Annotated in this window: 24 protein-coding genes and 3 tRNA genes; 19 read left to right on the forward strand and 8 right to left on the reverse strand. The window is 67.7% G+C overall.

Annotation, left to right across the window (positions count from 1 at the left end; all coding sequences use genetic code 11):
• The first annotated feature begins 730 nt into the window (after nucleotides 1-730).
• From GBG68_RS01365 to der, 5 genes are all read left to right on the forward strand, one after another.
• Entirely contained in the window at nucleotides 731-2536 is a 1806-nt protein-coding gene (locus GBG68_RS01365) for an extracellular solute-binding protein (RefSeq protein WP_226801505.1), read from the forward strand.
• Between the two features lie 2 nt (nucleotides 2537-2538).
• Nucleotides 2539-3630 (forward strand): microcin C ABC transporter permease YejB, encoded by a 1092-nt coding sequence (locus tag GBG68_RS01370; RefSeq protein WP_152144308.1) that lies wholly within the window; start codon nucleotides 2539-2541, stop codon nucleotides 3628-3630.
• 3 nt (nucleotides 3631-3633) lie between these two features.
• Nucleotides 3634-4668: an ABC transporter permease gene (locus GBG68_RS01375; RefSeq protein ID WP_152144310.1), complete on the forward strand. Its 1035-nt coding sequence runs from the start codon at nucleotides 3634-3636 to the stop codon at nucleotides 4666-4668.
• The gene (locus GBG68_RS01380) at nucleotides 4665-6320 is read left to right on the forward strand and encodes an ABC transporter ATP-binding protein (RefSeq protein WP_152144312.1); all 1656 of its coding nucleotides are present in this window, start codon (nucleotides 4665-4667) and stop codon (nucleotides 6318-6320) included. The genes GBG68_RS01375 and GBG68_RS01380 overlap by 4 nt, the downstream gene beginning before the upstream one ends.
• Before the next feature lie 119 nt (nucleotides 6321-6439).
• Nucleotides 6440-7837 carry a ribosome biogenesis GTPase Der gene (gene der, locus GBG68_RS01385; protein WP_152144314.1) on the forward strand — a complete coding sequence of 466 codons (1398 nt, stop codon included), beginning with the start codon at nucleotides 6440-6442 and terminating at the stop codon, nucleotides 7835-7837.
• An 11-nt stretch (nucleotides 7838-7848) separates the two neighbouring features.
• Here the strand turns inward: der and GBG68_RS01390 are convergent, their stop codons facing one another.
• The 3 genes from GBG68_RS01390 to GBG68_RS01400 all read right to left on the reverse strand — a co-directional run bounded on the left by GBG68_RS01390 (nucleotide 7849) and on the right by GBG68_RS01400 (nucleotide 8782).
• Nucleotides 7849-8496 (reverse strand): hypothetical protein, encoded by a 648-nt coding sequence (locus GBG68_RS01390; RefSeq protein WP_152144316.1) that lies wholly within the window; start codon nucleotides 8494-8496, stop codon nucleotides 7849-7851.
• Between the two features lie 34 nt (nucleotides 8497-8530).
• Nucleotides 8531-8607: transfer RNA gene (locus GBG68_RS01395), tRNA-Arg, on the reverse strand.
• Nucleotides 8608-8706: 99 nt separating this feature from the next.
• A tRNA-Ala gene (locus GBG68_RS01400) sits at nucleotides 8707-8782 on the reverse strand.
• A 95-nt stretch (nucleotides 8783-8877) separates the two neighbouring features.
• Here GBG68_RS01400 and GBG68_RS01405 point away from each other — a divergent pair.
• Nucleotides 8878-9549 carry a TIGR04283 family arsenosugar biosynthesis glycosyltransferase gene (locus tag GBG68_RS01405; RefSeq protein WP_152144318.1) on the forward strand — a complete coding sequence of 224 codons (672 nt, stop codon included), beginning with the start codon at nucleotides 8878-8880 and terminating at the stop codon, nucleotides 9547-9549.
• A gap of 93 nt (nucleotides 9550-9642) precedes the next feature.
• Here the strand turns inward: GBG68_RS01405 and GBG68_RS01410 are convergent, their stop codons facing one another.
• A complete protein-coding gene (locus GBG68_RS01410) occupies nucleotides 9643-10443 on the reverse strand; it encodes a hypothetical protein (protein WP_152144320.1) in 801 nt (266 codons plus the stop codon).
• Between the two features lie 120 nt (nucleotides 10444-10563).
• Between GBG68_RS01410 and glgC the strand changes: the two genes are divergently transcribed.
• The gene (gene glgC, locus GBG68_RS01415; protein WP_152144322.1) at nucleotides 10564-11835 is read left to right on the forward strand and encodes a glucose-1-phosphate adenylyltransferase; all 1272 of its coding nucleotides are present in this window, start codon (nucleotides 10564-10566) and stop codon (nucleotides 11833-11835) included.
• A gap of 13 nt (nucleotides 11836-11848) precedes the next feature.
• On the opposite strand, the gene GBG68_RS01420 is transcribed toward glgC, so the two are convergent.
• Nucleotides 11849-11935: transfer RNA gene (locus GBG68_RS01420), tRNA-Leu, on the reverse strand.
• Nucleotides 11936-12041: 106 nt separating this feature from the next.
• Here GBG68_RS01420 and queA point away from each other — a divergent pair.
• The 5 genes from queA (at nucleotide 12042) to secF (ending at nucleotide 17474) form a co-directional block, all read left to right on the forward strand.
• Nucleotides 12042-13091 (forward strand): tRNA preQ1(34) S-adenosylmethionine ribosyltransferase-isomerase QueA, encoded by a 1050-nt coding sequence (gene queA, locus GBG68_RS01425; protein WP_152144324.1) that lies wholly within the window; start codon nucleotides 12042-12044, stop codon nucleotides 13089-13091.
• Nucleotides 13081-14211 carry a tRNA guanosine(34) transglycosylase Tgt gene (gene tgt, locus GBG68_RS01430; RefSeq protein ID WP_152144326.1) on the forward strand — a complete coding sequence of 377 codons (1131 nt, stop codon included), beginning with the start codon at nucleotides 13081-13083 and terminating at the stop codon, nucleotides 14209-14211. Before queA ends, tgt begins: the two co-directional genes overlap by 11 nt.
• Before the next feature lie 72 nt (nucleotides 14212-14283).
• Nucleotides 14284-14631, forward strand: a complete 348-nt coding sequence (gene yajC / locus GBG68_RS01435; protein WP_152144328.1) for a preprotein translocase subunit YajC — start codon at nucleotides 14284-14286, stop codon at nucleotides 14629-14631.
• Nucleotides 14632-14655: 24 nt separating this feature from the next.
• On the forward strand, nucleotides 14656-16515 hold the full coding sequence (gene secD, locus GBG68_RS01440) for a protein translocase subunit SecD (protein WP_152144331.1): 1860 nt from the start codon (nucleotides 14656-14658) through the stop codon (nucleotides 16513-16515).
• Between the two features lie 11 nt (nucleotides 16516-16526).
• A complete protein-coding gene (gene secF, locus GBG68_RS01445) occupies nucleotides 16527-17474 on the forward strand; it encodes a protein translocase subunit SecF (protein ID WP_152144333.1) in 948 nt (315 codons plus the stop codon).
• A 49-nt stretch (nucleotides 17475-17523) separates the two neighbouring features.
• On the opposite strand, the gene GBG68_RS01450 is transcribed toward secF, so the two are convergent.
• Nucleotides 17524-17721 (reverse strand): CsbD family protein, encoded by a 198-nt coding sequence (locus GBG68_RS01450; RefSeq protein WP_152144335.1) that lies wholly within the window; start codon nucleotides 17719-17721, stop codon nucleotides 17524-17526.
• A gap of 83 nt (nucleotides 17722-17804) precedes the next feature.
• On the opposite strand from GBG68_RS01450, the gene GBG68_RS01455 reads away from it, so the two are divergent.
• Both GBG68_RS01455 and GBG68_RS01460 read left to right on the forward strand, forming a co-directional pair.
• Nucleotides 17805-18404, forward strand: coding sequence for a DUF938 domain-containing protein (locus GBG68_RS01455; RefSeq protein WP_152144337.1), 600 nt, complete (start codon nucleotides 17805-17807; stop codon nucleotides 18402-18404).
• A gap of 98 nt (nucleotides 18405-18502) precedes the next feature.
• The gene (locus GBG68_RS01460) at nucleotides 18503-19021 is read left to right on the forward strand and encodes a CAP domain-containing protein (RefSeq protein WP_152144339.1); all 519 of its coding nucleotides are present in this window, start codon (nucleotides 18503-18505) and stop codon (nucleotides 19019-19021) included.
• Between the two features lie 111 nt (nucleotides 19022-19132).
• Here GBG68_RS01460 and GBG68_RS01465 read toward each other — a convergent pair whose 3' ends face one another.
• Both GBG68_RS01465 and suhB read right to left on the reverse strand, forming a co-directional pair.
• Nucleotides 19133-20503: a hypothetical protein gene (locus GBG68_RS01465; protein ID WP_152144341.1), complete on the reverse strand. Its 1371-nt coding sequence runs from the start codon at nucleotides 20501-20503 to the stop codon at nucleotides 19133-19135.
• A gap of 146 nt (nucleotides 20504-20649) precedes the next feature.
• On the reverse strand, nucleotides 20650-21462 hold the full coding sequence (gene suhB / locus GBG68_RS01470) for an inositol-1-monophosphatase (RefSeq protein ID WP_152144343.1): 813 nt from the start codon (nucleotides 21460-21462) through the stop codon (nucleotides 20650-20652).
• 89 nt (nucleotides 21463-21551) lie between these two features.
• Between suhB and GBG68_RS01475 the strand changes: the two genes are divergently transcribed.
• The 5 genes from GBG68_RS01475 (at nucleotide 21552) to GBG68_RS01495 (ending at nucleotide 25201) form a co-directional block, all read left to right on the forward strand.
• The gene (locus GBG68_RS01475; RefSeq protein WP_152144345.1) at nucleotides 21552-22283 is read left to right on the forward strand and encodes an RNA methyltransferase; all 732 of its coding nucleotides are present in this window, start codon (nucleotides 21552-21554) and stop codon (nucleotides 22281-22283) included.
• 182 nt (nucleotides 22284-22465) lie between these two features.
• On the forward strand, nucleotides 22466-23251 hold the full coding sequence (cysE, locus tag GBG68_RS14595) for a serine O-acetyltransferase (protein WP_152144347.1): 786 nt from the start codon (nucleotides 22466-22468) through the stop codon (nucleotides 23249-23251).
• Nucleotides 23252-23254: 3 nt separating this feature from the next.
• Nucleotides 23255-24484: a cysteine desulfurase family protein gene (locus tag GBG68_RS01485; RefSeq protein WP_152144349.1), complete on the forward strand. Its 1230-nt coding sequence runs from the start codon at nucleotides 23255-23257 to the stop codon at nucleotides 24482-24484.
• Complete coding sequence (locus GBG68_RS01490) at nucleotides 24471-24878, forward strand: iron-sulfur cluster assembly scaffold protein (protein WP_193222168.1); 408 nt, start codon at nucleotides 24471-24473, stop codon at nucleotides 24876-24878. Before GBG68_RS01485 ends, GBG68_RS01490 begins: the two co-directional genes overlap by 14 nt.
• Entirely contained in the window at nucleotides 24878-25201 is a 324-nt protein-coding gene (locus GBG68_RS01495) for a HesB/IscA family protein (protein WP_152144354.1), read from the forward strand. The genes GBG68_RS01490 and GBG68_RS01495 overlap by 1 nt, the downstream gene beginning before the upstream one ends.
• The last annotated feature ends 112 nt before the right edge of the window (nucleotides 25202-25313 follow it).

The following is a 25313-nucleotide window of genomic DNA, read 5'->3' on the forward strand; positions in this document are numbered from 1 at the left end:
GCCTCCCCAAGGGGGGCACGAAGCAATTTGCCAGTGTCTCCCCGGAGCCCGCCTCGCGCGGGCTCTTTTTCTTTTGTTCATCGCGCTTTGGTGGGGAAACGGCGTCATGGAAGTACCGCCCTGTGACTAGCCTTATGGCGTGGGTGCCGGTTCCGGGGTGGGTACGGCCTGGGGCGGCCCACGATTTGGCCCGGCTGCGCCGGGCTCCCCTGCGCTTCTCGCCGGAAAGGGGCGGGTTGCAAACTCGCTTCGCTCAAACAGGCAGCCCGCTTTTTCCCTTTCCGGCTGCGATGCTCGGCTGCATCGACGTCCGCCCCAGACCGTACCCACCCCGAAACCCCATCTGTCGGCGCAAGCTCCGCCGCTGAAGGCGGGGAGAGATGCGCTCGTGCCCTCGCGATGTCGCGAAGCGAGAGCGCGGCCCCTCTTTGTTTGGATCGAGAAGCAACCACCGAAGTCTGAGGAGCCGTGTCCGGGTGGGCCTTGGGGGTTGGTTGGCGCAGCCGAGGCCAAGTCTTGGAACCCCCAAGGCCCCCCCGGACACGGCGACCGCCGCCGACGTAGGGGGGCATTCCCATGCTGCCCCGATCGCCGAGAAAAGATGGGTGGTTTCCTCCTGAGCCGCGGTGAAACTTTTCTTTCGGCGCCTGCCTTGTTGCCGGCTTGAAAAACGCCAAGCTTACTGGGAGAGTCTAGGCACCCGACTGAGGCCGGCACACAAGGATTGCCCGTGAGGCTGAGTGCATACAGGTTCCCGCTGCTCGCAGCGCTGCTGCTCGCGCTGAGCTGTGCCACGGCCTCGGCCGCCGAGCATGCCATCGCCATGTACGGCGAACCCAAGTACGGCCCGGACTTCAGCCATTTCGATTACGCCAACCCCGACGCCCCCAAGGGCGGGCGGCTGCGCCTGTCGGCGCTGGGCAGCTTCGACAGTCTCAACCCCTTCATTCTCAAGGGCCAAGGCGCCACCGGCCTGGGCATGATCTACGACACGCTCACCGTCTCCTCCGCGGACGAGCCCTTCACTCAGTACGGCCTGCTGGCCGAGCGTATCGAGGTGCCCGAGGATCGCAGTTGGGTGCGCTTCACCCTGCGGGAGCAGGCGCGCTTCCACGATGGCGAGCCGGTCACCGTGGAGGATGTCATCTACAGCTTCAATCTGCTGCGCGAGAAGGGTCATCCGCAGTACCGGCTGTACTGGGCCAGCGTCAGTGCCGTGGAGCGCAGTGGCCCGCGCAGCGTCACCTTCCGCTTCGAAGGCGGGCAGAACCGGGAGATGCCCCTGATCGTCGGCAGCCTGCCCGTGCTGCCCAGGCATTACTGGGAGGCGCGCGACTTCGCGCAGACCACCCTGGAACCGCCCCTGGGCAGCGGTCCTTATCGCATCGAATCGGTGGAGCCGGGTCGGCGCATCGTCTATCGCCGGGTGGCGGATTACTGGGGCGCGGAGCTGGCGGTCAACCGCGGTCGCCACAACTTCGACCGCATCCGCTACGCTTACTACCGTGACGCCTCGGTGGCGCTGGAGGCCTTCAAGGGCGGGGCTTTCGATGTGCGCCTGGAGAATATCGCCAAGAACTGGGCCACCGCCTACGATGTGCCCGCCGCGCAAGAGGGCCGACTGAAGAAGCTGGAGACCCGCCACAGCCTGCCCGCCGGCATGCAGGGCTTCTTCTACAATACCCGCCGCCCTGTGTTCCAGGATCGCACCGTGCGCCGCGCGCTGAGCTACGCCTTCGATTTCCAGTGGACCAACAAGACGCTTTTCTACGGCGCCTATCAGCGCACGGAAAGCTTTTTCGCCAACTCGGAGCTGGCCGCCCGGGAGCCCATCTCCGAGGCGGAGCGCGAATTGCTTGCCCCTTACCGCGAACAGTTGCCCGAAGAGGTGTTCACGCAGGTCTACCAGGCGCCGAGCACCGACGGCGTGGGCCTGCCGCGGCGGAACCTGCGCATCGCCGCCCGCCTGCTCGATGAGGCCGGCTGGGAGCTGCGCGAGGGGCGCCGGGTGCATGGCGAGACCGGTCGGGTGCTGCGCTTCGAGATCCTGCTCTACAACCCCAGCTTCGAGCGGGTGGTGCTGCCCTTCATGCAGAACCTGGAGCGGCTGGGGGTGGAGGCCAGCGTGCGCACCGTGGACGCCACCCAGTACGTGGAGCGCATGAAGCAGTTCGATTTCGACCTCACCGTAGCGGTGATCGGCCAGTCTCTCTCGCCGGGCAACGAGCAGCGCCAGTACTGGGGATCTGCCGCTGCCGACACACCGGGTAGTCGCAATTACGCCGGCATCAGCGACCCGGTGGTGGATGCGCTCATCGACAGCCTCATCGCCGCCCCCGACCGCGAGGCACTCATCCACCGCACCCGCGCCCTGGACCGGGTGCTGCTGTTCGGCCACTACGTGATCCCCCATTACTACACGGATCGCTTCCGGCTGGCCTACTGGGACCGCTTCGGGCGCCCCGAGCGTATGCCGGAGTACGGCCTGCCGCTGGAGAGCACCTGGTGGGCGCGCGAGCCGGAGCCGGAGCGCTGAACATGGCCGCCTATATCCTGCGCCGTCTGCTGCTGATGATCCCCACCCTGCTGGGCATCCTGCTGTTGAACTTCGCCATCGTGCAGTTCGCCCCTGGCGGGCCGGTGGAGCGGGTGCTGGCCCAGTTGCAGGGGCAGGACGTGGGCGCCACCGCCCGGGTGGCGGGCAGCAGTGCGGGGGAAACCAGCGCGGCCGATCCTGGCGGCGACAACCGTTACCGCGGCTCCCAGGGCCTGCCGCCGGATCTGGTAGCGGACCTGGAGCGCCAGTTCGGCTTCGACCGCCCGGCCCACGAGCGTTTCCTGATCATGCTCGCGGATTATGCGCGGCTCGATTTCGGCGAGAGCTTCTACCAGGACCGCACGGTGCTGCAACTGATCGGCGACAAGCTGCCCGTGTCCGTCTCGCTGGGGCTCTGGACCACTCTGCTGGTGTATCTGATCTCCATCCCCCTTGGCATCAAGAAGGCGGTGCGCGACGGCACCCCCTTCGATTTCTGGACCAGCACCCTGGTGATCATCGGCAACGCGGTGCCCAGTTTCCTCTTCGCCGTGCTGCTGGTGGTGCTGTTCGCCGGCGGCAGCTTCCTCGACTGGTTCCCGCTGCAGGGGCTGGTGTCCGAGAACTGGGCCGATCTGAGCTGGCCGGCGCGCATCGTGGATTATTTCTGGCACATCACCCTGCCGGTGCTGGCCATGGTGATCGGCGGCTTCGCCAGTCTCACCATGCTCACCAAGAACTCCTTCCTGGAGGAGATCAACAAGCAGTACGTGACCACCGCCCGGGCCAAGGGGCTGTCCGAGCACCGGGTGCTCTACGGCCATGTGTTCCGCAACGCCATGCTGGTGGTGATCGCCGGCTTCCCCGCCGCCTTCGTCGGGATCCTCTTCACCGGCTCGCTGCTCATCGAGATCATCTTCTCCCTGGACGGCCTGGGGCTGCTCGGTTACGAGGCGGTGATCAACCGCGATTATCCGGTGATCTTCGGCACCTTGTTCATCTACACCCTGGTGGGCCTGCTGCTGAACCTGATCGGGGACCTGGCCTATGTCGCCATCGATCCGCGGATCGACTTCGAGGCGCGGGAGGGCTGAGGCATGCGATTGAGCCCCATCAACCAGCGCCGCTGGCAGCAGTTTCGCGCCAACCGTCGAGGCTGGTGGTCCCTGTGGCTGTTCCTGATCCTGTTCGGGCTGAGCCTGGCGGCGGAGCTCATCGCCAACGACAAGCCGCTGCTGATGCGCTTCCAGGGCGACTGGTACCTGCCCGTGCTGGTGAGCTACCCGGAAACCGCCTTCGGCGGGGATTTCGCCACCGAGGCCGAGTACCGAGACCCTTACGTCCAGGGTCTGATCGAGGCCCAGGGCTGGATGCTCTGGCCGCCCATCCGTTTCAGTTTCGATACCGTGGACTACGAGCTGCCGGGCCCCGCGCCCTCCGCGCCCAGCGCCCGGCACTGGCTGGGCACCGATGACCAGACGCGGGATGTGTTGGCGCGGCTGATTTACGGCTTTCGCCTGTCGGTACTGTTCGGCCTGGCGCTCACCGTGCTCAGCTCCCTGGTCGGCGTCGCCGTGGGGGCGATGCAGGGTTACTTCGGTGGGCGGCTGGACCTGTTCGGCCAGCGACTGATCGAGATCTGGTCCGGTCTGCCCATGCTGTTCGTGCTCATCATCCTCGCCAGTGTGGTCAAACCCAATTTCTGGTGGCTGCTGGGCATCATGATGCTGTTCAGCTGGACCAGCCTGGTGGGGGTGGTGCGCGCGGAGTTCCTGCGCGCACGCAACTTCGATTATGTGCGCGCCGCTCGGGCGCTGGGGGCGCCGGATCGAACCATCATCGTGCGCCATGTGCTGCCCAACGCCATGGTGGCGACCCTTACCTTCCTGCCCTTTATCCTTACCAACGGCATCGTCGCCCTGGCCGCACTGGACTTTCTCGGCCTGGGCCTGCCCGCCGGTTCGGCCTCGCTGGGTGAGCTGCTCTCCCAGGGCAAGAACAACCTGCACGCACCCTGGTTGGGCATCACCGGCTTCATGACCCTGGCGGTGAGCCTGAGCCTGCTGATCTTCATCGGCGAGGCGGCCCGGGACGCCTTCGACCCGCGCAAGAGCCTGGAGGGGCAGCCATGAGCGAGGCCCTGCTGCAGGTGCGCGATCTGCGGGCCGCCTTCGGTGGCGCGGAGGTGGTGCGTGGCGTGAGCTTCGAGCTGCATAGTGGCGAGACCCTGGCGCTGGTGGGCGAGAGCGGTTCGGGTAAATCCGTCTCGGCGCTGTCCATCCTGCAGTTGCTGCCTTATCCGCGGGCGCATCACGCCGGCGGCAGCATCCGCTTTCAGGGCGAGGAGTTGCTGGGCGCGCCGGAGCGGCTTCTGCGCCGGGTGCGCGGCGGGCGCATCGGCATGATCTTCCAGGAGCCCATGACCTCGCTGAACCCGCTGCACAGCATCGAGAAGCAGATCGGCGAGAGCCTGCGCCTGCACGGTGTCACCGACGCCGCCCGGGTGCGCGCTCGCACCCTGGAGCTACTGCGCCTGGTGCGCCTGCCCGAGCCCGAGCAGCGCCTGAAGAGCTTCCCCCACGAGCTCTCCGGCGGTCAGCGCCAGCGGGTCATGATCGCCATGGCGCTGGCCAACGAGCCCGAAGTGCTCATCGCCGACGAGCCCACCACGGCGCTGGATGTGACCATACAGGCGCAGATCCTGGAGCTTTTGCAGGATCTGCAGCGCCGTTTTCGCATGGCTCTGTTGCTGATCACCCATGATCTCAACGTGGTGCGCAAGATGGCCGACCGGGTCTGCGTGATGCGCCATGGCGTAGTGGTGGAGGAGGGCGAGGCGGCGCGACTGCTCGGCGCGCCTGAACACCCCTATACCCGGGCGCTGCTGGAGGCGGAGCCCGAGGGGCGGCCGCGCCCGGTGCCCGCCGACGCCGCCACCGTGCTGCAGGCCCGGGACATGCGGGTGTGGTTCGCGCGCAAGCGTGGCTGGTTGGGCCGCGGTCGGGACTACCTCAAGGCCGTGGACGGCATCTCCCTGAACGTCGCCCGGGGGGAGACTCTGGGCATCGTCGGCGAAAGCGGTTCGGGCAAGAGCACCCTGGGCTTTGCCCTGATGCGGCTGCTGGCCGCGCGCGGCGAGATCCTGCTCGACGGGCGCGACATTGCCCGGCTGAAGGGACGCGCCCTGCGCCCGCTGCGTCGGGATATGCAGATCGTCTTCCAGGACCCCTTCGGGAGTCTCAGCCCGCGTCTGTCCGTGGGGCAGATCGTCGCCGAAGGGCTGGAGATCCACCGCTTGGGCGGGACGGCCGCCGAGCGCGAGGGGCTGATCATCGCCGCGCTGGAGGACGTGGGCCTGGAGGCCGAGCTGCGCCATCGCTTCCCCCACGAGCTCTCCGGCGGGCAGCGTCAGCGGGTGGCCTTCGCCCGGGCGCTGGCCCTGAAGCCGCGATTATTGTTGCTGGACGAGCCCACCTCGGCCCTGGACCGGCCCGTACAGGCCCAGGTGGTGGAGTTGCTGCGGGAACTGCAGGCGCGCCACGGCCTGGCCTATGTCTTCATCAGCCACGATCTGAAGGTGGTGCGCGCGGTGAGTCACCGCATCCTGGTCATGAACCAGGGCCGGGTGGTGGAGGCCGGCGATGCCGAGCAGGTCTTCGAGCGGCCCCGCGAACCCTACACCCAGGCCTTGCTGGCCGCCGCGCTGGACATGAAGCCGCCGGAGGAATCGTTGTGCAGCCTGCGTGGTCCGGGTGGAGATGAAGACGGGAATCCGGGTTCCTGAGGTTTCCGCCCCGCCCCGGTGCTTGGGGCTCGATTCCGCTGCGCTGCACCGCGGCTACGGGTCAGGCGGGGCTTTCTGCTATCCTCTCCTCCCGCCTCACACACTGAAGCCCTAGCATCATGGAACCCGTAATCGCCCTGGTCGGCCGCCCCAACGTGGGCAAGTCCACCCTGTTCAACTACCTCACCCGCACCCGCGACGCGCTGGTGGCGGATTATCCGGGCCTGACCCGAGACCGCCAGTATGGCCGCGGCCGGGTGGGCGAGCGCCCCTACATCGTGGTGGACACCGGTGGGCTGGGCGACGACCCGGAAGGGGTGGAAGCGGGCATGCACAGTCATGCCATGCGCGCGGTGCAGGAATGCGATGCGCTGCTCTTTCTGGTGGACGCCCGCGCCGGGGTGACCGCGGCGGACGAGGAACTGGCGCGCATCCTGCGCCGCCTGGGCCGGCCGGTGTACCTGGTCACCAACAAGGTCGACGGGCTGGACCAGCGCAGCGCCGGGCTGGATTTCCACTCTCTGGGCCTGGGCGACCCCTGGCCGGTGGCGGCCAGCCATGGCCGCGGCGTGGCCGCCATGATGGAGACGGTGCTGGAGGAAGTGCCGGGCCGCGAGGACAGCGCCGAGGAGCTGGTGGCCGAGCAAGGCGGCATCAAGGTCGCCGTGGTGGGGCGGCCCAACGTGGGCAAGTCCACCCTGGTCAACCGCTTGTTGGGCGAAGAGCGGGTGCTGGTCTACGACATGCCCGGCACCACCCGCGACAGCATCTTCATCCCCTTCGAGCGGGACGGGCAGCGCTACACCCTGATCGACACCGCCGGGGTGCGCCGCCGCGCCCGGGTCAAGGAGGCGGTGGAGAAGTTCTCGGCCATCAAGACCCTGCAGGCCATCGAGGCGGCCAATGTGGTGGTGATGGTGGTGGACGCGAAAGAAGGCGTGACCGACCAGGACGCGGGTCTGGCCGGCCATGTGCTCGATGCCGGCCGGGCACTGGTGCTGGTGCTGAACAAATGGGACGGCCTGGAACACTCGGAGAAGGATCGGGTGCGGCGCAGCCTGGACGTGAAGCTCGGCTTTCTGGAATTCGCCCGGCAGCACAATATCTCCGCGCTGCACGGTACCGGCGTGGGGCTGATCCTGAAAAGCGTGAACAAGGCCTATGCCGCGGCCATGCGCAAGATGAGCACGCCGGAGCTGAATGAAGTGCTTGCCCAGGCCATCAGCGCCCACGAGCCGCCGCTGGTCCAGGGCCGGCGGATCAAGCTGCGCTATGCCCACCAGGGCGGCCAGAACCCGCCGGTGATCGTCGTGCACGGTAATCAGACCGCCAGGGTGCCGGCCACCTACAAGCGCTATCTGGTCAATACCTTCCGCAAGGCCTTCGACCTGGCGGGCACCCCGGTGCGGGTGGACTTCAAGACCAGCGAAAACCCTTATGCCGGCCGCGTGAACAAGCTCACGCCCCGGCAGGTCGCCAAGAAGCGCCGCATGATCCGCCACTACAAGAAGAAGTAGGGCGGCGCCGCTCAGACCTGCAGCAGGTACGCGCCGCAGGGCCCCTGGACACCGGCCAGGGGGGCGGCCCGGGTCATCGCCGCCAGCGCCGCCGCATGATCCGGGCCGTGGTCTTCCAGCAGCCCCTCCAGGGTGTCGGGCTCCAGCGCTTCGGCCAGGTTCGCGCTGAGCAGCAGATAGCGCTGACCGGGGCGCCGGGGTTCGCTGTACAGCGCCGGTTCCAGAAATTCCTCTTCGCCGAGGCGGCTGCCCGCCGCCGCATCCAGCTGGCCCGGCCCCAGGGGTTCCAGCCGTCCCTCGCGTATCCGCCAGCCTTGCAACGCCCCGATCTGGGCGAGCAGCACGGTCTCCGCATCGGCGCAGAACACCGTCAGCCCACAACCCGCGGAGCCTGCGCCACGCCGGAACCGGGCCAGCAGCAAACGGTTGGCCAGTTGCAGCAGATACACCGGGTCGCCGTCCTGCGCCAGCCAGTTGCCGGGCGCCTGGCGGGCCAGGGTGTGGGGCAGGCCCTGCAGCACCTGTCGGGCGGCGATCAGTTGGGCCTGGTCCGCGTAGTCGGGGAGCAGGGCCAGCTCCTTATCGGCGGCGTACAGGTAAGGGGCACTGTTCTTGGCGCCGGGGGAGGCGGGACCGAGGCTGGCGTGGCACTGGAACATGAAGGTTTTCTAGGGTTTTTTCCGAGCCGCGAAATGGTGCCCCGGGCAGGATTCGAACCTGCGACCTATCGCTTAGGAGGCGATTGCTCTATCCAGCTGAGCTACCGGGGCGCGGGCGGGGAGTATAACAGCGCCGGCCGTGGGGCCTGTAGTCGACGAAAAAGCCGGCACAAGGGCCGGCTTGGGTGGGGACCTGGTCGTCCCGGTGTCTGGTGGAGCCGAGGGGAGTCGAACCCCTGACCTCAGCAGTGCGATTGCTGCGCTCTCCCAACTGAGCTACGGCCCCGGAAAGCGCAGATCTTATCACCCGCTTCGAGCAGTGCAAAGTGCTCGCGCCGGGCGCTAAGCTATGGGCCAAGCAGCTTACAGGCGGATGGTGGTGTGCGAATCTCGGTGGTGATTCCCGTGCTCGATGAGGCAGCGGCGCTGCCGGCGACCCTGGCCGCCCTCGCTCCGCTGCGGGCGGCGGGCCATGAGCTGATCGTCGCCGACGGCGGCAGCGAGGACGGCTCCCGCGCGGCGAACGAGCCGGCTGTGGACCGTTGGCTGGCGGCGCCGCGGGGGCGCGCACGCCAGATGAATGCCGGCGCGGCGGCGGCGAGGGGGGAACTGCTGTGGTTCGTGCACGCCGACACCCGGGCGAGTGCGGCGGCCAGCGCGCAGATTCAGGCCTTGCGCGCTTCGCCCGGGCTCTGGGGGCGCTTCGATGTGCGGATCGAGGGGCGTTCGCCCTGGCTGCCGATGGTGGGGTGGTTGATGAACCGGCGCTCGCGCCTTACCGGCATCGCCACCGGGGATCAGGGGATCTTCATTGGGCGTGCGCTGTTCGAGCGGCTAGGCGGTTTTCCCGATCAGCCCCTGATGGAGGACGTGGCGCTCAGCCGTCGGCTGCGGGCGGAAAGCCCGCCACTGTGCCTGCGCGGCCCTTTGGTCACCTCGGGGCGGCGCTGGGATGAGCGCGGGGCGCTGCGCACCATCTTCCTGATGTGGCGCCTGCGCCTGGCCTACGCCTTGGGGGCGGACCCGGCACTGCTCGCCAAGCGATATCGCTAGGGAGGCACGGATCAAGCCCCTTGGACTTTGCTGGCCACCAGCCGGTCAGAGGCCCAAGGGGTTTGATCTGCGTCTTTTGGGCCGGGTGTCCGCCTAGCGGCGCAGCATCTCGCGCCCCTGGCGTCGGGCGTCCTCCAGACGCTGCTGCCGACCACCGTCCAGCTCGTCCAGGTTCACCCCCGGCTGGGTCCGCTGGGCCCGAGCCTGCTCGGCGGGATTGCTCATGGTGTAGCCCCGCGGCACCTGGAAGTGCCCCTCGGGTAGGTTCTGGTTCAGCTGTAGCGCTGTGATTTCCTGGCGTAGCCGCCCTTGGGGGCCTTCGGTGCGCATCTTCAGGCCCAGCCGCGCCTGTTGTTCGCCGGTGAGCTGGTCGGCGAGTTCGCAGGGTTCGAATTCCACGCCCAGGCTCTCGTAGCCGGCCCGCTGGCGCGTGCTGAGCTGGTGAAAACCCAGCTGGAATGCGACGAGATCACCCTCGGCCATGGCCTCGGCGGAGAAGTAGCTGTCCTGGCAGTGACGGCCGTTGGCGAGCAGTCGGTAGTGGCGGGTGGGATAGCCGGCGATCTCCGGGCCTGGCCCCATCTCGCGCAGTTCGGGTTGTACCGTCTGGCGCCGGCGGGTCTCGCGGGGCAGGTCCGGCGCCTGTTCCGGCACCCAGGCCATGTCCAGGATGATCTGCGCGTTTTCGTCCACCGCGTAGTAGCGGCCTCGTGCCGCGTCAATCAGCAGATAGCGCCCGGTTTCCATGTCCAGACGCGCTTGCTGGCCCGCCACCGACATGGTGGCGGCACTCTGGCCGGGCAGTTTCAGTTCCATCACCGTGGCGGCATGGGCGCCGGCGCCGGTGAGGGCAAGAGCGATTGCGGCCAGGGATCGGCAGGAGAAGATGCTCATGGACGGGTTCCGTATGTAGGGATTCTTTGCCTTGATGGTAACGGCACACGCATGGTTTGGCAGCCCCCGCGGCTGGCAGTATTCTAGGCGGTCCCAGGCACCAGTCGGAGAGCCCGGAATATGTTCCTCGAGCGCAACCCCCGTTTCGTCAGCCGCCTCACCCGTGACACGCTGGCGCTGATACTCGCCGGGGGGCGGGGCGGTCGGCTGGTCAGCCTCACTGAATGGCGCACCAAGCCCGCCGTGCCCTTCGGCGGCAAGTTCCGGCTGATCGACTTCCCGCTGTCCAACTGCATCAATTCCGGCATACGCCGCATCGGCGTGGTCACCCAGTACAAGGCCCACTCGCTGATCCAGCATGTCCAGCGGGGCTGGGGCTTTCTGCGCGGCGAGTTCGGTGAGTTCGTGGAGATCATTCCCGCTCAGCAGCGCCTGGACAAGCCGCTGTGGTTCGCCGGGACCGCCGACGCGGTTTATCAGAACATCGACATCATCAAGGCCCATAATCCCAGCTACGTGCTGGTGCTGGCCGGCGATCACGTCTACAAGATGGACTACGGCGCGCTGATCGCCCGGCATGTGGAAAGCGGCGCGGACATGACCGTGGGCTGCGTGGAAATGCCCCGGGAACGCGCTAGGGCCTTCGGTGTGATGAGCGCCGATGAGCAGGGGCGGGTACGGCGTTTCACCGAAAAGCCCGCCGAGCCCGAACCCATGCCGGGCAAGCCGGATCGGGCCCTGGTGTCCATGGGCATCTACGTCTTCAACCGCGAGTACTTGTTCGAGCGCCTGCGCCAGGACGCCCAGGACATCGATTCCGCCCGGGATTTCGGCAAGGATTTGATCCCCGCGGCCATCGCCCATGACCGGGTCATGGCCTGGCCCTTCAGCGACTCCGATACCGGTGCCCAGCCCTACTGGCGCGACGTGGGCACGGTGGATGCCTTCTACGAGGCCAACCAGGAATTGATCCGGGAGAGCCCGGAGCTGGACATCTACGACGAGCAATGGCCCATCTGGACTTATCAGGCGCAGTTGCCGCCGGCGAAGTTCATCTATGACGAGGACGGGCGGCGGGGCATGGCGGTGAACAGCATGGTCTCCGGGGGTGACATCATCGCCGGGGCCACGGTACGCAACTCCCTGCTCTTCTCCCAGGTGGTGGTGCGCCCGGGCAGCTTGGTGGAGGACGCGGTGATCCTGCCGGATGTGGTGCTGGCGGAGGGCTGCCGGGTGCGCCGTTGCGTGATCGACGAAGGCTGCCGTCTGCCGGCCGGGACCGTGATCGGTGAGGACGGGGAAGCCGATCGGCGCCGCTACTACGTTACCCCCAAGGGGGTCGTGCTGGTCACCGCGGAGATGCTGGGCCAGGACGTGGCCCACGTGCGTTGAACGTACGGGGAGATGGTGCCGGGAGTGGGACTTGAACCCACACTCTGTCGCCAGAACCGGATTTTGAGTCCGGCGCGTCTACCAATTCCGCCATCCCGGCCGGATGCGCAGGCGGCAGAGTATACGGCAGCTCCCCGCCGCCTTGGAAGGGCTGAATCGTGCGGCTATCGCGCGCGGGAACGCATCCTGCTAGTATCCGCCGCGACATGCAACGCGCCGATTTCCACTTCGAGCTCCCCCCGGAACTGATCGCCGAGCACCCGCTGGCGCAGCGCAGTGGCAGCCGTCTGCTGTGCCTGAACGGGCGTGACGGCAGCCTTGCCGACCGGCGTTTCGCCGATATCGAACAGCTTCTGGAACCGGGCGATCTGCTGGTGCTCAACGACACCCGGGTGATCCCCGCGCGGCTCCATGGCCACAAGGCCAGCGGCGGCAAGGTGGAAGTGCTGGTGGAGCGGTTGCTGGAGGAGCACCGGGCGCTGGTGCATCTGCGTGCCAGCAAGTCCCCCAAACCCGGCACCGAGCTGCGGCTGGAGGATGAGCTGCAAGCCGTCGTGGAAGGCCGCGAGGCCGATTGCTTCGTGCTGCGTTTCCAGGCCGAGACGCCCCTGCTCACGCTGCTGGAGCGCTACGGCCACATGCCCCTGCCCCCTTACATTCGCCGCCCCGACGAGGACGCGGACCGGGAGCGCTACCAGACTGTGTACGCCCGCCGCCCCGGTGCGGTGGCCGCGCCCACGGCGGGCCTGCATTTCGACGAGGCGCTGCTCGCCCGGCTGCGCGAGCGGGGCGTGGAGCAGGCTTTCGCCACCCTGCACGTGGGGGCGGGCACCTTCCAGCCGGTGCGGGTCGACCGCCTGGACGAGCACCCTATGCACCGGGAATACCTGGAGGTCTCCGAGGATCTGGTGGCGGCGGTGGCGCGCACCCGGGCCCGGGGCGGACGGGTGGTGGCCGTGGGGACCACCGTGGTGCGGGCGCTGGAAAGTGCCGCCGCCGACGGCGAGCTGGCGCCCTTCCAGGGGGATACCGAGATCTTCATCTATCCCGGCTACCGCTACCGGGTGGTGGATGCGCTGATCACCAACTTTCACCTGCCCGAATCCACCCTGATCATGCTGGTCAGCGCCTTCGCCGGCCACGAACACACCCTGAATGCCTATCGCCACGCGGTGGCCGAGCGCTACCGCTTCTTCAGTTACGGCGATGCCATGTTCATCTGGCCCCGGGCCGAGGAGGGCGACCATGCGCTTTGAACTACTGGCCGAGAACGCCGGTGCCCGTCGCGGCCGCCTGCATTTCGACCGGGGCACGGTGGAGACCCCGGCCTTCATGCCGGTGGGCACCTACGGCACGGTGAAGGCCATGACCCCGGAGGAGCTGCGCGGCTCCGGCGCCGAGATCATCCTGGGCAACACCTTCCACCTGATGCTGCGCCCGGGCACCGAGATCATCCGGGCCCACGGTGATCTGCACGATTTCACCCATTGGCAGGGGCCGATCCTCACCGACTCCGGCGGCTTTCAGGTGTTCAGCCTGGGGGAGCTGCGCAAGATCACCGAGGAGGGCGTGAGCTTCCGCTCCCCGGTGGACGGCTCCAAGGTCTTCCTGGGGCCGGAGGAATCCATGGCGGTGCAGCGGGCGCTGGGGTCGGACATCGTCATGATCTTCGACGAGTGCACTCCGTACCCGGCCGACGAGCGGCAGGCGCGGGAGTCCATGGAGCTGTCACTTCGCTGGGCGGCGCGCAGCAAGCAGGCCCACGGCGACAACCCCGCCGCGCTGTTCGGCATCGTCCAGGGCGGCATGTACGCGGAGCTGCGCCAGCGCTCCCTGGCCGGGCTCACCGAGATCGGCTACGACGGCTACGCCATCGGCGGGCTGTCGGTGGGCGAGCCGGAAGACGAGCGCAACCGGGTGCTGGACGGGCTCGCGCCGCGCATGCCCGCGGACAAGCCGCGCTATCTGATGGGCGTGGGGCGTCCGGAGGACATCGTCGAGGCGGTGCGCCGGGGGGTGGACATGTTCGATTGCGTGATCCCCACCCGCAATGCCCGCAACGGCTTCCTGTACACCCACGAGGGTGTGCTGCGCATCCGCAACAGCCGTCATGCGAAGGACACCGGTCCCATCGATGAACGATGCGACTGTTACGCGTGTCAGAACTACAGTCGGGCTTATCTGCGGCACTTGGAAAAATGCAACGAGATACTGGGGGCGCGGCTGGCCACCATACACAATCTGCACTACTACCAGACGCTGATGCGGGAGCTGCGCGAGGCTATCGCCGAGGGGCGGCTGGAGCAGTATGTGGCGGACTTTTATGCGTTGCGGTCGCCGAACTTGCGGTCGCACAAGGACAACCCTGTGACATAATGGACCGCTTTATCGGCGGCCGCGCAGCGGTTCTCGTGTTCAGAATTCGATAATTGATCCAAGGAGATTTCCATGAGCTTCTTCATTTCCGATGCCCTGGCCCAGTCCGGCGGTGCGGCCCCGGCCGGTGGCGGCTTCATGCAGCTGCTCTTCCCCGTCGCCCTGATCGCTATCTTCTACGTGCTGCTGATCCGGCCCCAGGCCAAGCGCGCCAAGGAGCACAAGAAGATGGTCGAGGCCCTGGCCAAGGGTGACGAGGTGGTGACCAACGGCGGCCTGCTGGGCCGGGTGATCGACGTGGCCGACGACTTCGCCACCGTGGAAGTGGCCGAGGGTGTGCAGGTCAAGCTCCAGAAGGGCGCCGTGGCGGCGGTGATGCCCAAGGGCACCTACAAGCAGCAGGACAAGAAGGCCAAGTAAGGCCGGGGACAAAGGCACGGCGTCATGAATCGCTATCCACTGTGGAAGTACATCCTGTTGCTGGCCGTCCTGGTGGTCGGCCTGCTGTATGCACTGCCCAACCTCTATGGCGAGGATCCCGCCGTGCAGATCGCCGACGGCAATGGCGATGCCCCGGGCGAGGCGGTCCGCCAACAGGTGCTGGAGTTGCTGGGCGAGCGGAATATCGCCGTCAAGGCCGACGAGGTTCTGGATGGGCGTTACCTGGTGCGGCTGCGGGACGAGTCCGCCCAGTTGCGGGCCGTGGACGAGGTGGCCGCGGCTCTCGGCCGGGAATACGTGGTGGCGCCGAACCTGGCGCCGGACACGCCCGAGTGGCTGCGCAACCTGAACGCCCGTCCCATGTACCTGGGGCTGGATCTGCGGGGTGGCGTGCACTTTCTGATGGAAGTGGACGTGGACGCCGCGCTGCGCCAGGCCAGCGAGCGCTACGTCAACGAATTTCGCAATCTGATGCGCGAGGAGCGGGTCCGCTACCAGGGCGTGAACCTGCGTGAGCAGGGCCTGGTGCTCCGTTTTGACCGCGCGCCGGAGCGCAACCGGGCGCTGAGCGTGCTGCGCGAGGAGCATCGCGACCTGCAATTCGAGCAGCAGGAGCGCGACGGCGCGTTCTGGCTGATTGCCACCCTGCCCGAGGAGCGGCAGCTGGAGATCGCCCAGTTCGCCGTGCAGCAGAACATTACCACCCTGCGCAACCGCGTCAACGAACTGGGTGTCGCCGAGCCGGTGATCCAGCGCCAGGGCCCCCGCCACATCGTGGTGCAGTTGCCCGGCGTGCAGGATACCGCCCGGGCCAAGGAGATCCTCGGCGCCACCGCCACCCTGCAGTTCCGCGCCGTGGACATGAATTATCTGGATTATCGCGGCGGTGGTGGCATCAGTGTGCCGCCCGGCTCCGAGGTGCTGCCCCAACGGGGTGGTGGCGAGGTGGTCTTGAAGCGCCAGGTGATCCTCACCGGTGAATCGATTACCGACGCCAGCGCCGGATTCGACCCGGAGCGCGGTCGGCCCATGGTCAGTGTGCGGCTGGATTCCGCCGGCGGCACCATCATGCAGCGCTTCACCAGCGAGAACGTCAAGGATTACATGGCGGTGCTGTTCATCGAGCCGCGGGTGGAAACCGTCCGCACGGCGGATGGCGAGCTGGTCAAGCGGCGCACCCGGGTGGAAGAGGTGATCAACGTCGCCCAGATCCAGGACAGCTTCGGCAGCCGCTTCCAGATCACCGGCCTGGACAGCGCCCGGGAGGCCCAGAACCTCTCGCTGCTGCTGCGGGCGGGTTCGCTGGCCGCGCCTATGGAGATCGTCGAGGAGCGCACCATCGGCCCCAGCCTCGGGCAGCAGAACATCGATCAGGGCTTTACCGCCGTGGTGGTGGGCTTTCTGCTGGTGGTCGTGTTCATGGCGGTGTACTACAAGGTCTTCGGCCTGATCGCGAACCTCGCCCTGTTCGTCAATCTGGTGTTGATCATCGCCGTGCTGTCCATGCTGCAGGCCACCCTGACCCTGCCGGGCATTGCCGGCATCGTGCTCACGGTGGGCATGGCGGTGGACGCCAATGTGCTGATCTTCGAGCGCATCCGTGAAGAGTTGCGCGCCGGCGTGAGCGCCCAATCCGCCATCCAGGGCGGCTACGGCAAGGCCTTCTCCACCATCGCCGACGCCAACATCACTACCCTGATCGCGGCGATCGTTCTGTTCACCTTCGGCACCGGCCCCATCAAGGGCTTCGCGGTCACTCTGTCCATTGGCATACTCAGCTCCATGCTGACGGCCATCATGGGCACCCGGGCGGTGGTCAACGCCCTCTACGGCGGCCGCCGCGTGGCCAAACTGCCCATCTGAGGGAGCGCAGCATGATGAAACGCGAACTCAATATCGATTTCATGGCCGGCGGCAAGCGGCGGGTGGCGCTGGTGCTGTCCGTGCTGCTGATTCTGCTCTCGCTGGCTTCCCTGTTTACCCGTGGCGTCAACCTGGGCATCGACTTCACCGGCGGCACCCTGATCGAGGTGTCCTACCCCGAATCGGTGGAACTGCCGGCGGTGCGTCAGACCCTGGAAGAGCGCGGTTACGACCGGGCGGTGGTGCAGCACTTCGGCACCGCTCGAGATGTGCTGATCCGGGTGCCGCCCCGCACCGGTGACGATGACAATGCCGTCAGTCGCGAGGCCATCAGCGAGGACGTGTTCGATGCGCTGCGCGATGCCGCCCCGCAGGTGGAGCGCCAGCGGGTGGAGTTCGTCGGGCCGCAGATCGGGGACCAGCTCACCGAGCAGGGCGGGCTGGCCATGCTCTATGCGCTCATCGGTATCCTGATCTACGTGGCGCTGCGCTTCGAGAAGCGCTTCGCCCTGGGGTCCGTGGTGGCGCTGGTGCACGATGTGATCATCACGCTGGGGGTGTTCTCGGCGCTGCAGATCGAGTTCGACCTGACCGTGCTGGCGGCGGTCCTGGCGGTGATCGGCTACTCGCTCAACGATACCATCGTGGTGTTCGACCGCATTCGCGAGAACTTCCTGCGCATGCGCAAGGGCAGCCCGGCGGAGGTGATGAACGCCTCCATCAATCAGACGCTGAGCCGTACGCTGACCACCTCGTTCACCACCTTGCTGGTGGTGCTGGCGCTGTTCTACCTGGGCGGCGAGATCATCCACTCCTTCGCGCTGGCGCTGCTGCTGGGCATCGTGGTGGGCACCTATTCGTCCATCTTCGTTGCCAGCAATCTCACCCTTGCCATGGGTGTGAGCAAGCAGGACCTGCTGCCGCCTGTGGAGACGGAAGACGAAGAAGAGGCGCCCTGAGCCTTGGGAATCCGGCCCCGCGGCGCGTCATGCGCGCCCGGGGCGTCGTTTACATCCGATGAATCCAGTCGTTCACTTCCCGTTCCGCCTCCTCACGGCTCTTGCCGTAGCGCTCCTGAATCTTGCCGATCAAGGCCTCCCGGTCGCCCTGGACCACGTCCGCATCGTCGCTGCTGAGCTTGCCCCACTGGCGAATTGCCTCGCCCTTGAGCTGGCGCCATTTGCCCTGTAGCTGATCACTGTTCATAAGTCCTCCCTTAGCGTTCATCATGAGCCGAGAACTTCCATGCGGGCGGCTGCCCCGGCGTACAAGAGAAAAGGAGTCCCGGCATGCACACGAAACCCTGGTCGGAGGCCTGTGCCCGAAACCGCGAGCCGATTCTGCAGGTGTTGCGCGAGCATTTCCTGAAACCGGGCTGGGTGCTGGAGATCGGCAGTGGCACGGGCCAGCATGCCGCCTGGTTCGCGCCGGCCTTGCCCCATCTGGTCTGGCAGCCCAGCGACCGGGAGGAGAACCTTCCCGGTATACGTGCCTGGTGCGCCGAGGCGGATTGTCGAAATCTGCGCCCGCCGCTGGTGCTGGATGTGGACCAGCCCTGGCCCGTGCAGGCCTGTGATTACGTCTTTTCCGCCAATACCGTGCACATCATGGGCTGGGCCAGCGTGGAGCGCCTGTTCCAGGGGGTGGGACGGTATCTGGCGCCAGGCGGACTGTTCGTGCTCTACGGGCCCTTCCATTACGGAGGGCGGCCTACCAGCGAGAGCAATGCGGCTTTCGACGCGCAGTTGCGCCGTCGAGATCCGGCCATGGGGATCCGGGATTACGAGGCGCTCAACGCGCTGGCCGGGCGCAACGGGCTGGAGAAAGTGGCCGATCATGCGCTGCCGGCCAACAACCATGCCCTGGTCTGGCGCCGGCTAAACGATTGAGCGCCTGGTCCGGTGTCTTGCGCCTGCCGCGCGCCGTCGCAATGTAGGGGGCAGAGCGCGATGTTCTCGCGATCGTGGATGGCACAGGGATGGGCCATATGCGCTTGTTCGTGGTGGGGCCCTTGGTATGCGCGCTGCTGCTGGCCTTCGCACTGTGGGGGCTGCTGTCCGGTGTGCCGAAGGCGGCCGGCGAGCACGGTGCGGGGGTGGCGCCATTGGTCGAACGGCCGCCGCCGGCGTCTCCAGCCGCGGGGCGTTTGGAGCGCGCGCTGCTGGCCGAAATCAACGCCGTGCGTCAGGTCCATGGGGTGGCGGCGCTGCAGGCCAGTACCCGGCTTGCGGGACAGGCCAGGCGGGATAGCTGGGCGCGCGCCTCGCGCCGAACGGGCCGGGTGGAAATGCCTCCAGCACCCTTCGCCTCCAGGCTCAGGCTGGCGCCGCGCCTGCGTGGGCGGCTGGAATGGGGAGTGCCGGCGGCGACCGTGTTTCCTGAAGCCTGGCTGGATGGCGCGGAGAGTCGCGCCATCCTGCTCGATCCGCGCTGGTCTGCGGCCGGGGTGGGCGTATGGCCGGGGCGGGGTTACCTTCTGATCACCGTCCTGCCCACCGGCTACTGACTCGTCATCGCGATACCGCGAAGCGGCATCCGGGTATCCCTTTCCCGGCTGGCTTGCCGAGAGGCTTGCCAGGATGTTCAGTTGCCATCGGTCGTCTCGAACGACTTCTCCTCAGGGCCTTTCGCCACCGTGCGCCCGGGCGCTCTCCGCGGCGCTGTCCGGCGGCGGCGCCCGCCTGCCTGCGCCACGCTGGTGCAGCGTTCGTTCCACGCCCAGAGGCAGGAAGATCAGCAGGTCATAGACACGCATCAGCAGACGGCTCAGGTGTACCAGAACGTCGCCCAGGGTCAGGGCGATCCAGGCCAGTGCCGCCAGCAGGGCTTCCAGCAACAACCCCCCCAGCACGCGCCCGGACTGCAGCGCGCTCTCCAGCGGGATGGCCGTCAGCGCCAGGGGCAGAATCAGCAGCCACAGCAGCAGCGGCTCGCCGGGGTTGGGTCGGTTCCCGCCCAACAACACCAGGGCGGCCGCGCAGGGCAGCAACACCAGGCCCAGCGCACACAGCCGCGCCAGGATGTGTCGCAGCCGATCATCGAAGCGGCCGACGAAGGGCAGCATGCGGGTGGCGCGCAGGCATTCCCACAGGAACAGGCCCAGGGCGAACTGCACCAGCAACAGAATCCAGGCGCCCAGGCTGCCGCCCTGGGGCATGTTCGGGGCGAACAGGCCGCGCAGGGGCGCCTGCAGCAGTCCCTGGGCGAACCAGGCCGCCAGCCCGAGTATTCCCAGCGCACCGGCGCCGAGCAGGAACTGCTTGAGATTGGACGGGGCAAAGTTGCGGGCGTCGGCGGCGTCCATGGCGCGTAGCTGCTGGTACTCGCCCATGTACTCGTCGATGCTGCGCGCCCGGGCATCCAGGCCGCCCACACCCTGTTCCAGGGTCTTCAGTGTTTGGTTCAGACGCCGCCAGTAGGGGAGCATACGCTTGAGCCACAGGTGGCGCTTTCGGCTGGCGGCGCGGTATTCGCTGATCGCCTCATGGCAGGCGCGCTCCAGGGTGTGGTGTATATCGCCCAGGATCTTGCCCACCATGGGGTCGCCGTGGGCGGGAATGCGCGCAATGGCGTCCACCGCCTCCAGCCAGGCGGGCGGGGTGGGGGGCTCTTCCACCGAATGGCGGTAATCGGCGTCCACCCGGTTGATCTGTTCGTGCAACTGCCGCTGCAGGGACGGATAAGCGGCCAGGTCCCGCTCCACCAGGGTGCGCACCCGGCTGAATTCCCGCTCCAGCAGCCGCTCCTGGTTGTCCACCGCCAGGCGCAGGATGACATCGGCATTACGCTCGCGCAGTCGCCCGCGCCACAGCCGCAGGCCGCGGGCCAGGCGCCGCAGCGGCTGGCGCAGGCCCAGCCCCAGCGCCTGCAGCAGCCGGTGCGCGCTGGCACGCCCCAGATACAGCAGGATGAGCAGTATGCCCAGCCAGATCAGCGCCGACACAGGCGTGGATTCACTCCAAAGGTGCAGGGTTTGCTCGAAGGACACGGATGGACTCCCCGGTCGGCGAGGCGTGAGCCTCGCGGCCTGATTCTAGTTATCGCGGAGACAGCGTCTCCCGTAGCGGCTAGCTTAGAAACAAGCGCGGGCGGAGTCCAACGGCTTGGGCCTGGAATGCGCCCTGTCTTCGAGTATCAGGCGCTCTGGCCCAGCAGGGCCGGGGTGCAATGGGGGCGGATCTCGCGGACCATGCCGCTGAACACCTTGCGGTTGCCTGCCACCACATGACCGCTGTCGAGGAAGCTGGGGCCGCCCTGGAGGTCGCCGACGATGCCGCCGGCCTCCTGGATCAGCAGCGCGCCGGCGGCGATGTCCCAGGGCTGCAGGCCGATTTCCCAGAAGCCGTCCAGCCGACCGCAGGCCACGTAGGCCAGGTCCAGCGAGGCGGCGCCGGCGCGGCGCAGATCGCTGGCATGGCGGCTCAGCGCCCGGAACATGTCCAGGTACGCATCCATGTGCTGTTGGGCCTTGAAGGGGAAGCCGGTGCCCAGCAGCGCGCCGTCCAGCCCCCGGCGATCGCTCACGCGAATGCGCCGACCGTCCAGCTGGGCACCCTGGCCGCGGGCCGCGGTGAACAGCTCCTGGCGCAGCGGGTCGTAGATCACGCCCGCTTCCAGTCTGCCCTGATGCCTGAGTGCGATGGAGACGGCAAAATGCGGCACGCCATGGAGGTAGTTGGTGGTGCCGTCCAGCGGGTCGATCACCCACAGGTACTCGTCATCGGCCTGGCCGTGGGCGCCGGATTCCTCGCCGAGGATGGCGTGGTGGGGATAGGCCTTGCGCAGGATCTGGATGATCTCCTGCTCGGCCAGGCGATCCACATCGCTGACGAAATCGTTGCGCCCCTTGGATTCAATGCTCACCGCGTCCAGACGATCCATGTGGCGGACGATGATGTTGCCGGCCGCGCGGGCGGCGCGTACGGCCATGTTGACCATGGGGTGCATAAGCTGGGTTCCGGTTCGGCAGTCGGTGGACGGGCGCAAAGGATACCAGTAAAAGTAGGCCCCTCAAACGACCAGGGCCCCATTCGGACATGAAGCTACTCGACGCTGTGCGCATCGTGCTGATCGGCACCACGCATCCCGGCAACATCGGCTCCGCCGCCCGCGCCATGAAGACCATGGGCGTGCAGGATCTGCAACTGGTGGCGCCGGAGCGCTTCCCGGCCCCCGAGGCCACCGCCAACGCGGCCCATGCCGCGGATGTACTGGAGGCCGCCGGCGTACACGAAGAGCTGGACCAGGCCCTGGCCGGGGCCGGTCTGGTGGTGGGGCTCACCGCCCGCAGCCGTCGCCTGGGGGCACCGTCCCTGGAAGCTCGTCCCTGTGCTGAGCGGCTGATGCGCGAGGCGACGCGCCACCCGGTGGCGCTGTTGTTCGGGCGGGAGCATTCGGGGTTGAGCAATGCGGAGCTGGATCGTTGCCACTACGTGGTGCACATCCCCGCCAATCCGGATTACCCGGTGATGAACCTGGCGGCGGCGGTGCAGGTGATGTGCTACGAGCTGCGCATGGCGGCGATGACCGGCGAGGCGCCGACGCCGGAGGCCCTGCCCGAGGTGGCGGGCGCCGAGCATCTGGAAGGCTTCTATCGGCATCTGGAGCAGTTGCTGGAGGACACCGGTTATCTGCGCCGTTTCAGCCCCGAGGTGCTGATGCGCCGGCTGCGGCATCTGTTCAACCGCGCCCGGCCAAGCTCCGAGGAGCTGAACATTCTGCGCGGCATGCTGAGCGCCATGGAGCGCCACAAGCGGGGGCGCGATTGAACGGCGGCGACGGGGCGGGTGTACCAATGGCCGGGGCAAGTCGTTATCATGAAGCCATGCCTGCCTACACCGCGATCACTCCCGCCTGTTGCTCCTGTATCTAGGGGTCGTGCGCCGCTCGTCTTCGGCGCAGGCTCCAGTTCTCCACAGCACTTCCCTCGCTTCATATCCGGGAATCGACGATGTTTCAGCGGCTCAGAGAAGATATCCAGTGCGTGCGCGAGCGCGACCCCGCCGCCCGCAACGCTTTTGAAGTGTTCACCAGCTATCCGGGCTTCCACGCCCTGCTCATGCACCGGTGCAATCACTGGCTGTGGCGCCGGGGGTTGCGTTGGCTGGCGCGTTTCTTGTCCCTGTTCGCCCGTTGGCTCACCGGCGTCGAGATCCACCCGGGCGCGCGCATCGGTCGGCGGTTTTTCATCGACCACGGCATGGGGGTGGTGATCGGCGAGACCGCCGAGATCGGCGACGACTGCACGCTGTACCACGGCGTCACCCTGGGGGGCACCAGCTGGGAGGCGGGCAAGCGCCACCCCACGCTGGCCAATGACGTGGTGGTGGGGGCCGGGGCCAAGATTCTCGGGCCGCTGCAGGTGGGCACCGGCGCGCGCATCGGCTCCAATGCGGTGGTGCTCAAGGACGTCCCCGAGGGCGCCACCATGGTGGGCATCCCGGCGCGGGTGGCCGGCGTGCGCCATGCCGCGGCCGACAGCGATGCCCGTCGGCGCGAGGCCGTGGCCCGCAAGATCGGTTTCGATGCCTACGGCACCACGGCGGACATGCCCGACCCGGTGGCCCGGGCGTTGAACGCGTTGCTGGATCATGTGCACGTCACCGACCAGCGTCTGGAAGAAATCCGCACGGCCGTGCGCGGATTGGGCGGCGAGGTGGCCGACCGGCCAGTACCCGATATCGAAGATTGCAAGCTCTCCGACGATGCCGCCGACGAGGTGGGCGGGGGCCGCTGAACCATGGCGCCAATTTACCTGGATTATGCGGCCACCACCCCCTGCGACCCGGCGGTGATCGCCCGCATGAGCGCGTTCCTGGGCGAGGAGGGCGCCTTCGCGAACCCCTCCTCCGCGCATGGGCCGGGGCAGGTGGCCGCTCAGGCGGTGGCCCGGGCCCGCGCCCAGGTGGCGGCATTGATCAATGCCGAGCCCGAGGGGCTGGTGTGGACCTCCGGTGCCACCGAAGCCAATAACCTCGCGCTGCTGGGCGCCTTGCGCCTTGCCCGCGCCCGGGGGCGAGGCGGGCAGGTGGTGACCGGCGCCACCGAGCACCCGTCGGTGCTGGCCGCCTGCGCCCAATTGGAACGGGAAGGGGTGAAGGTCACCCGCCTGTTCCCGGACGCTGGCGGGGTGATCGCCCCCGAAGCCGTCGCGGCCGCGCTGCGCGACGACACGGCGCTGGTCTCGCTGATGCACGTCAACAACGAAACCGGCGCGGTGCAGGACGTCGCCGCCATGACGGCGCTGGCCCACGCGGCGGGTGCGCTGATGCATGTGGATGCGGTGCAGGCCGCGGGGCGCCTGCCCATCGACGTGACGGATTGGGGCGTGGATCTGCTGAGTCTGTCCGCCCACAAGCTCTACGGGCCCAAGGGCGTGGGCGTGCTCTACCGCCGGGCGCGGCCGCTGCTGCGCCTGGCGCCGCTGGTCCATGGCGGCGGCCAGGAGCAGGGGCTGCGCAGCGGCACCCTGGCCACCCACCAGATCGTCGGCATGGGCGAGGCCTGCGCACTGGCCGCCGCCCGCCTGCCGGAAGAGGCCGCCCGGCTATATGCCCTGAAGACGCGGCTGCGCGAGGGCTTGCTGGCCCTGGGCGCGGTGCAGCTCAACGGCCCGGAGCAGGGCGCGCCGCATATCCTCAACCTCGCCTTCGGCTGCGTGCACGGCGAAGCCCTGGCCGAGGACATCGGCGCGCAATTGGCCGTGTCCGCCGGTTCCGCCTGCAGCGCCGTGAGCGGCAAGCCCTCGCCGGTGCTGCGGGCCATGGGGGTGCCGGATGCCTTGGCCCACGCGAGCCTGCGCTTCAGCCTGGGGCGGGGGAGCACGGAACGGGACGTGGATGCCGCGGTCGAAATAGTCAGCCGGGCGGTTCACCGCCTGCGCGCATGTTCGCCCCTGTGGCGGGATTTTCAGGCCGGCGCCTCGCTGCGGGCGCTCTATGCGGGAGACCGGGATCATGGCCTGGTCTGAGGTGGTTTTGCGCCATTACCGGGAATTGCCCGGTGCCGGGCTGCCCGCTGGCGCTTGCAGCGGCGAGGCCGGGCGCGTAGCCGAAGGCCGCCGGGTGGTCATCGGCCTGACGGTGGACGCTGAGCGGATTGTCGACGCGGGCTTTCTCGCCTTCGGTTGCCCGGCCACCCTGGCCGCGGCCGCCTGGCTCAGCCAGTGGCTGCCCGGGCGCGGCCTGGATGAGGTCCGCGGGCTGCGCGGCCTGGAGATCGCCGAGGCACTGGCGCTGCCCGCCGAGCGCCTGAGTGCCGCCCTGGTGGTGGAAGATGCCCTGCGGGCGGCATTGGCGTGCTTTGGAGAGCCGCCAACGGCCGCGTACACTGGTGAATATCAACCAACTGATGGAGGACGGTGATGAACCCGATTACCGTGAGCGATCGTGCCGCCGAGCACATCCGCCATTATCTGGGCAAGCACGGCGGCGACGGCCTGCGCCTGGGCGTGAAGACCAGCGGCTGCTCCGGCTTCGCCTATACCGTGGGGGTTGCCGGGGAGCCCGACGAGAGCGACCGGGTGTTCGAGACCCAAGGCGTGAAACTGGTGGTCGCGCCCAAGAGCCTGCCCTTCCTGGAGGGGATGGAGCTGGATTACGTCACCGAGGGGCTCAATGCCCGCTTTACCTTCAAGAACCCCAATGCGAAGGACCATTGCGGCTGCGGCGAAAGTTTCGCCATCTGAACGGCGGCATTCGAAAATTGCCGCTGTCGGGGGCGGGCTGTACACTTGGCGCCCATCGCGCCCGCGGGCTTCGGCTCGCGGGCGACGAACGCCGTAATCCAACGAATTCTCA

Origin of the sequence: Alkalilimnicola sp. S0819, from assembly GCF_009295635.1 — a bacterium.
Lineage (GTDB): Bacteria > Pseudomonadota > Gammaproteobacteria > Nitrococcales > WHIW01 > S0819.

Bases quoted from the DNA above. Each gene is read 5' to 3' on its own strand.
- GBG68_RS01370 (WP_152144308.1), top strand. From the start codon at position 2,539: ATGGCCGCCTATATCCTGCGCCGTCTGCTGCTGATGATCCCCACCCTG.
- GBG68_RS01390 (WP_152144316.1), bottom strand. From the start codon at position 8,496: ATGTTCCAGTGCCACGCCAGCCTCGGTCCCGCCTCCCCCGGCGCCAAG.
- GBG68_RS01475 (WP_152144345.1), top strand. From the start codon at position 21,552: ATGAAGCTACTCGACGCTGTGCGCATCGTGCTGATCGGCACCACGCAT.
- der (WP_152144314.1), top strand. From the start codon at position 6,440: ATGGAACCCGTAATCGCCCTGGTCGGCCGCCCCAACGTGGGCAAGTCC.
- cysE (WP_152144347.1), top strand. From the start codon at position 22,466: ATGTTTCAGCGGCTCAGAGAAGATATCCAGTGCGTGCGCGAGCGCGAC.
- tgt (WP_152144326.1), top strand. From the start codon at position 13,081: ATGCGCTTTGAACTACTGGCCGAGAACGCCGGTGCCCGTCGCGGCCGC.
- yajC (WP_152144328.1), top strand. From the start codon at position 14,284: ATGAGCTTCTTCATTTCCGATGCCCTGGCCCAGTCCGGCGGTGCGGCC.
- secD (WP_152144331.1), top strand. From the start codon at position 14,656: ATGAATCGCTATCCACTGTGGAAGTACATCCTGTTGCTGGCCGTCCTG.
- GBG68_RS01450 (WP_152144335.1), bottom strand. From the start codon at position 17,721: ATGAACAGTGATCAGCTACAGGGCAAATGGCGCCAGCTCAAGGGCGAG.
- GBG68_RS01460 (WP_152144339.1), top strand. From the start codon at position 18,503: ATGCGCTTGTTCGTGGTGGGGCCCTTGGTATGCGCGCTGCTGCTGGCC.
- GBG68_RS01490 (WP_193222168.1), top strand. From the start codon at position 24,471: ATGGCCTGGTCTGAGGTGGTTTTGCGCCATTACCGGGAATTGCCCGGT.
- GBG68_RS01485 (WP_152144349.1), top strand. From the start codon at position 23,255: ATGGCGCCAATTTACCTGGATTATGCGGCCACCACCCCCTGCGACCCG.
- glgC (WP_152144322.1), top strand. From the start codon at position 10,564: ATGTTCCTCGAGCGCAACCCCCGTTTCGTCAGCCGCCTCACCCGTGAC.
- GBG68_RS01410 (WP_152144320.1), bottom strand. From the start codon at position 10,443: ATGAGCATCTTCTCCTGCCGATCCCTGGCCGCAATCGCTCTTGCCCTC.
- GBG68_RS01495 (WP_152144354.1), top strand. From the start codon at position 24,878: ATGAACCCGATTACCGTGAGCGATCGTGCCGCCGAGCACATCCGCCAT.
- GBG68_RS01375 (WP_152144310.1), top strand. From the start codon at position 3,634: ATGCGATTGAGCCCCATCAACCAGCGCCGCTGGCAGCAGTTTCGCGCC.
- GBG68_RS01455 (WP_152144337.1), top strand. From the start codon at position 17,805: ATGCACACGAAACCCTGGTCGGAGGCCTGTGCCCGAAACCGCGAGCCG.
- suhB (WP_152144343.1), bottom strand. From the start codon at position 21,462: ATGCACCCCATGGTCAACATGGCCGTACGCGCCGCCCGCGCGGCCGGC.
- GBG68_RS01380 (WP_152144312.1), top strand. From the start codon at position 4,665: ATGAGCGAGGCCCTGCTGCAGGTGCGCGATCTGCGGGCCGCCTTCGGT.
- queA (WP_152144324.1), top strand. From the start codon at position 12,042: ATGCAACGCGCCGATTTCCACTTCGAGCTCCCCCCGGAACTGATCGCC.
- secF (WP_152144333.1), top strand. From the start codon at position 16,527: ATGATGAAACGCGAACTCAATATCGATTTCATGGCCGGCGGCAAGCGG.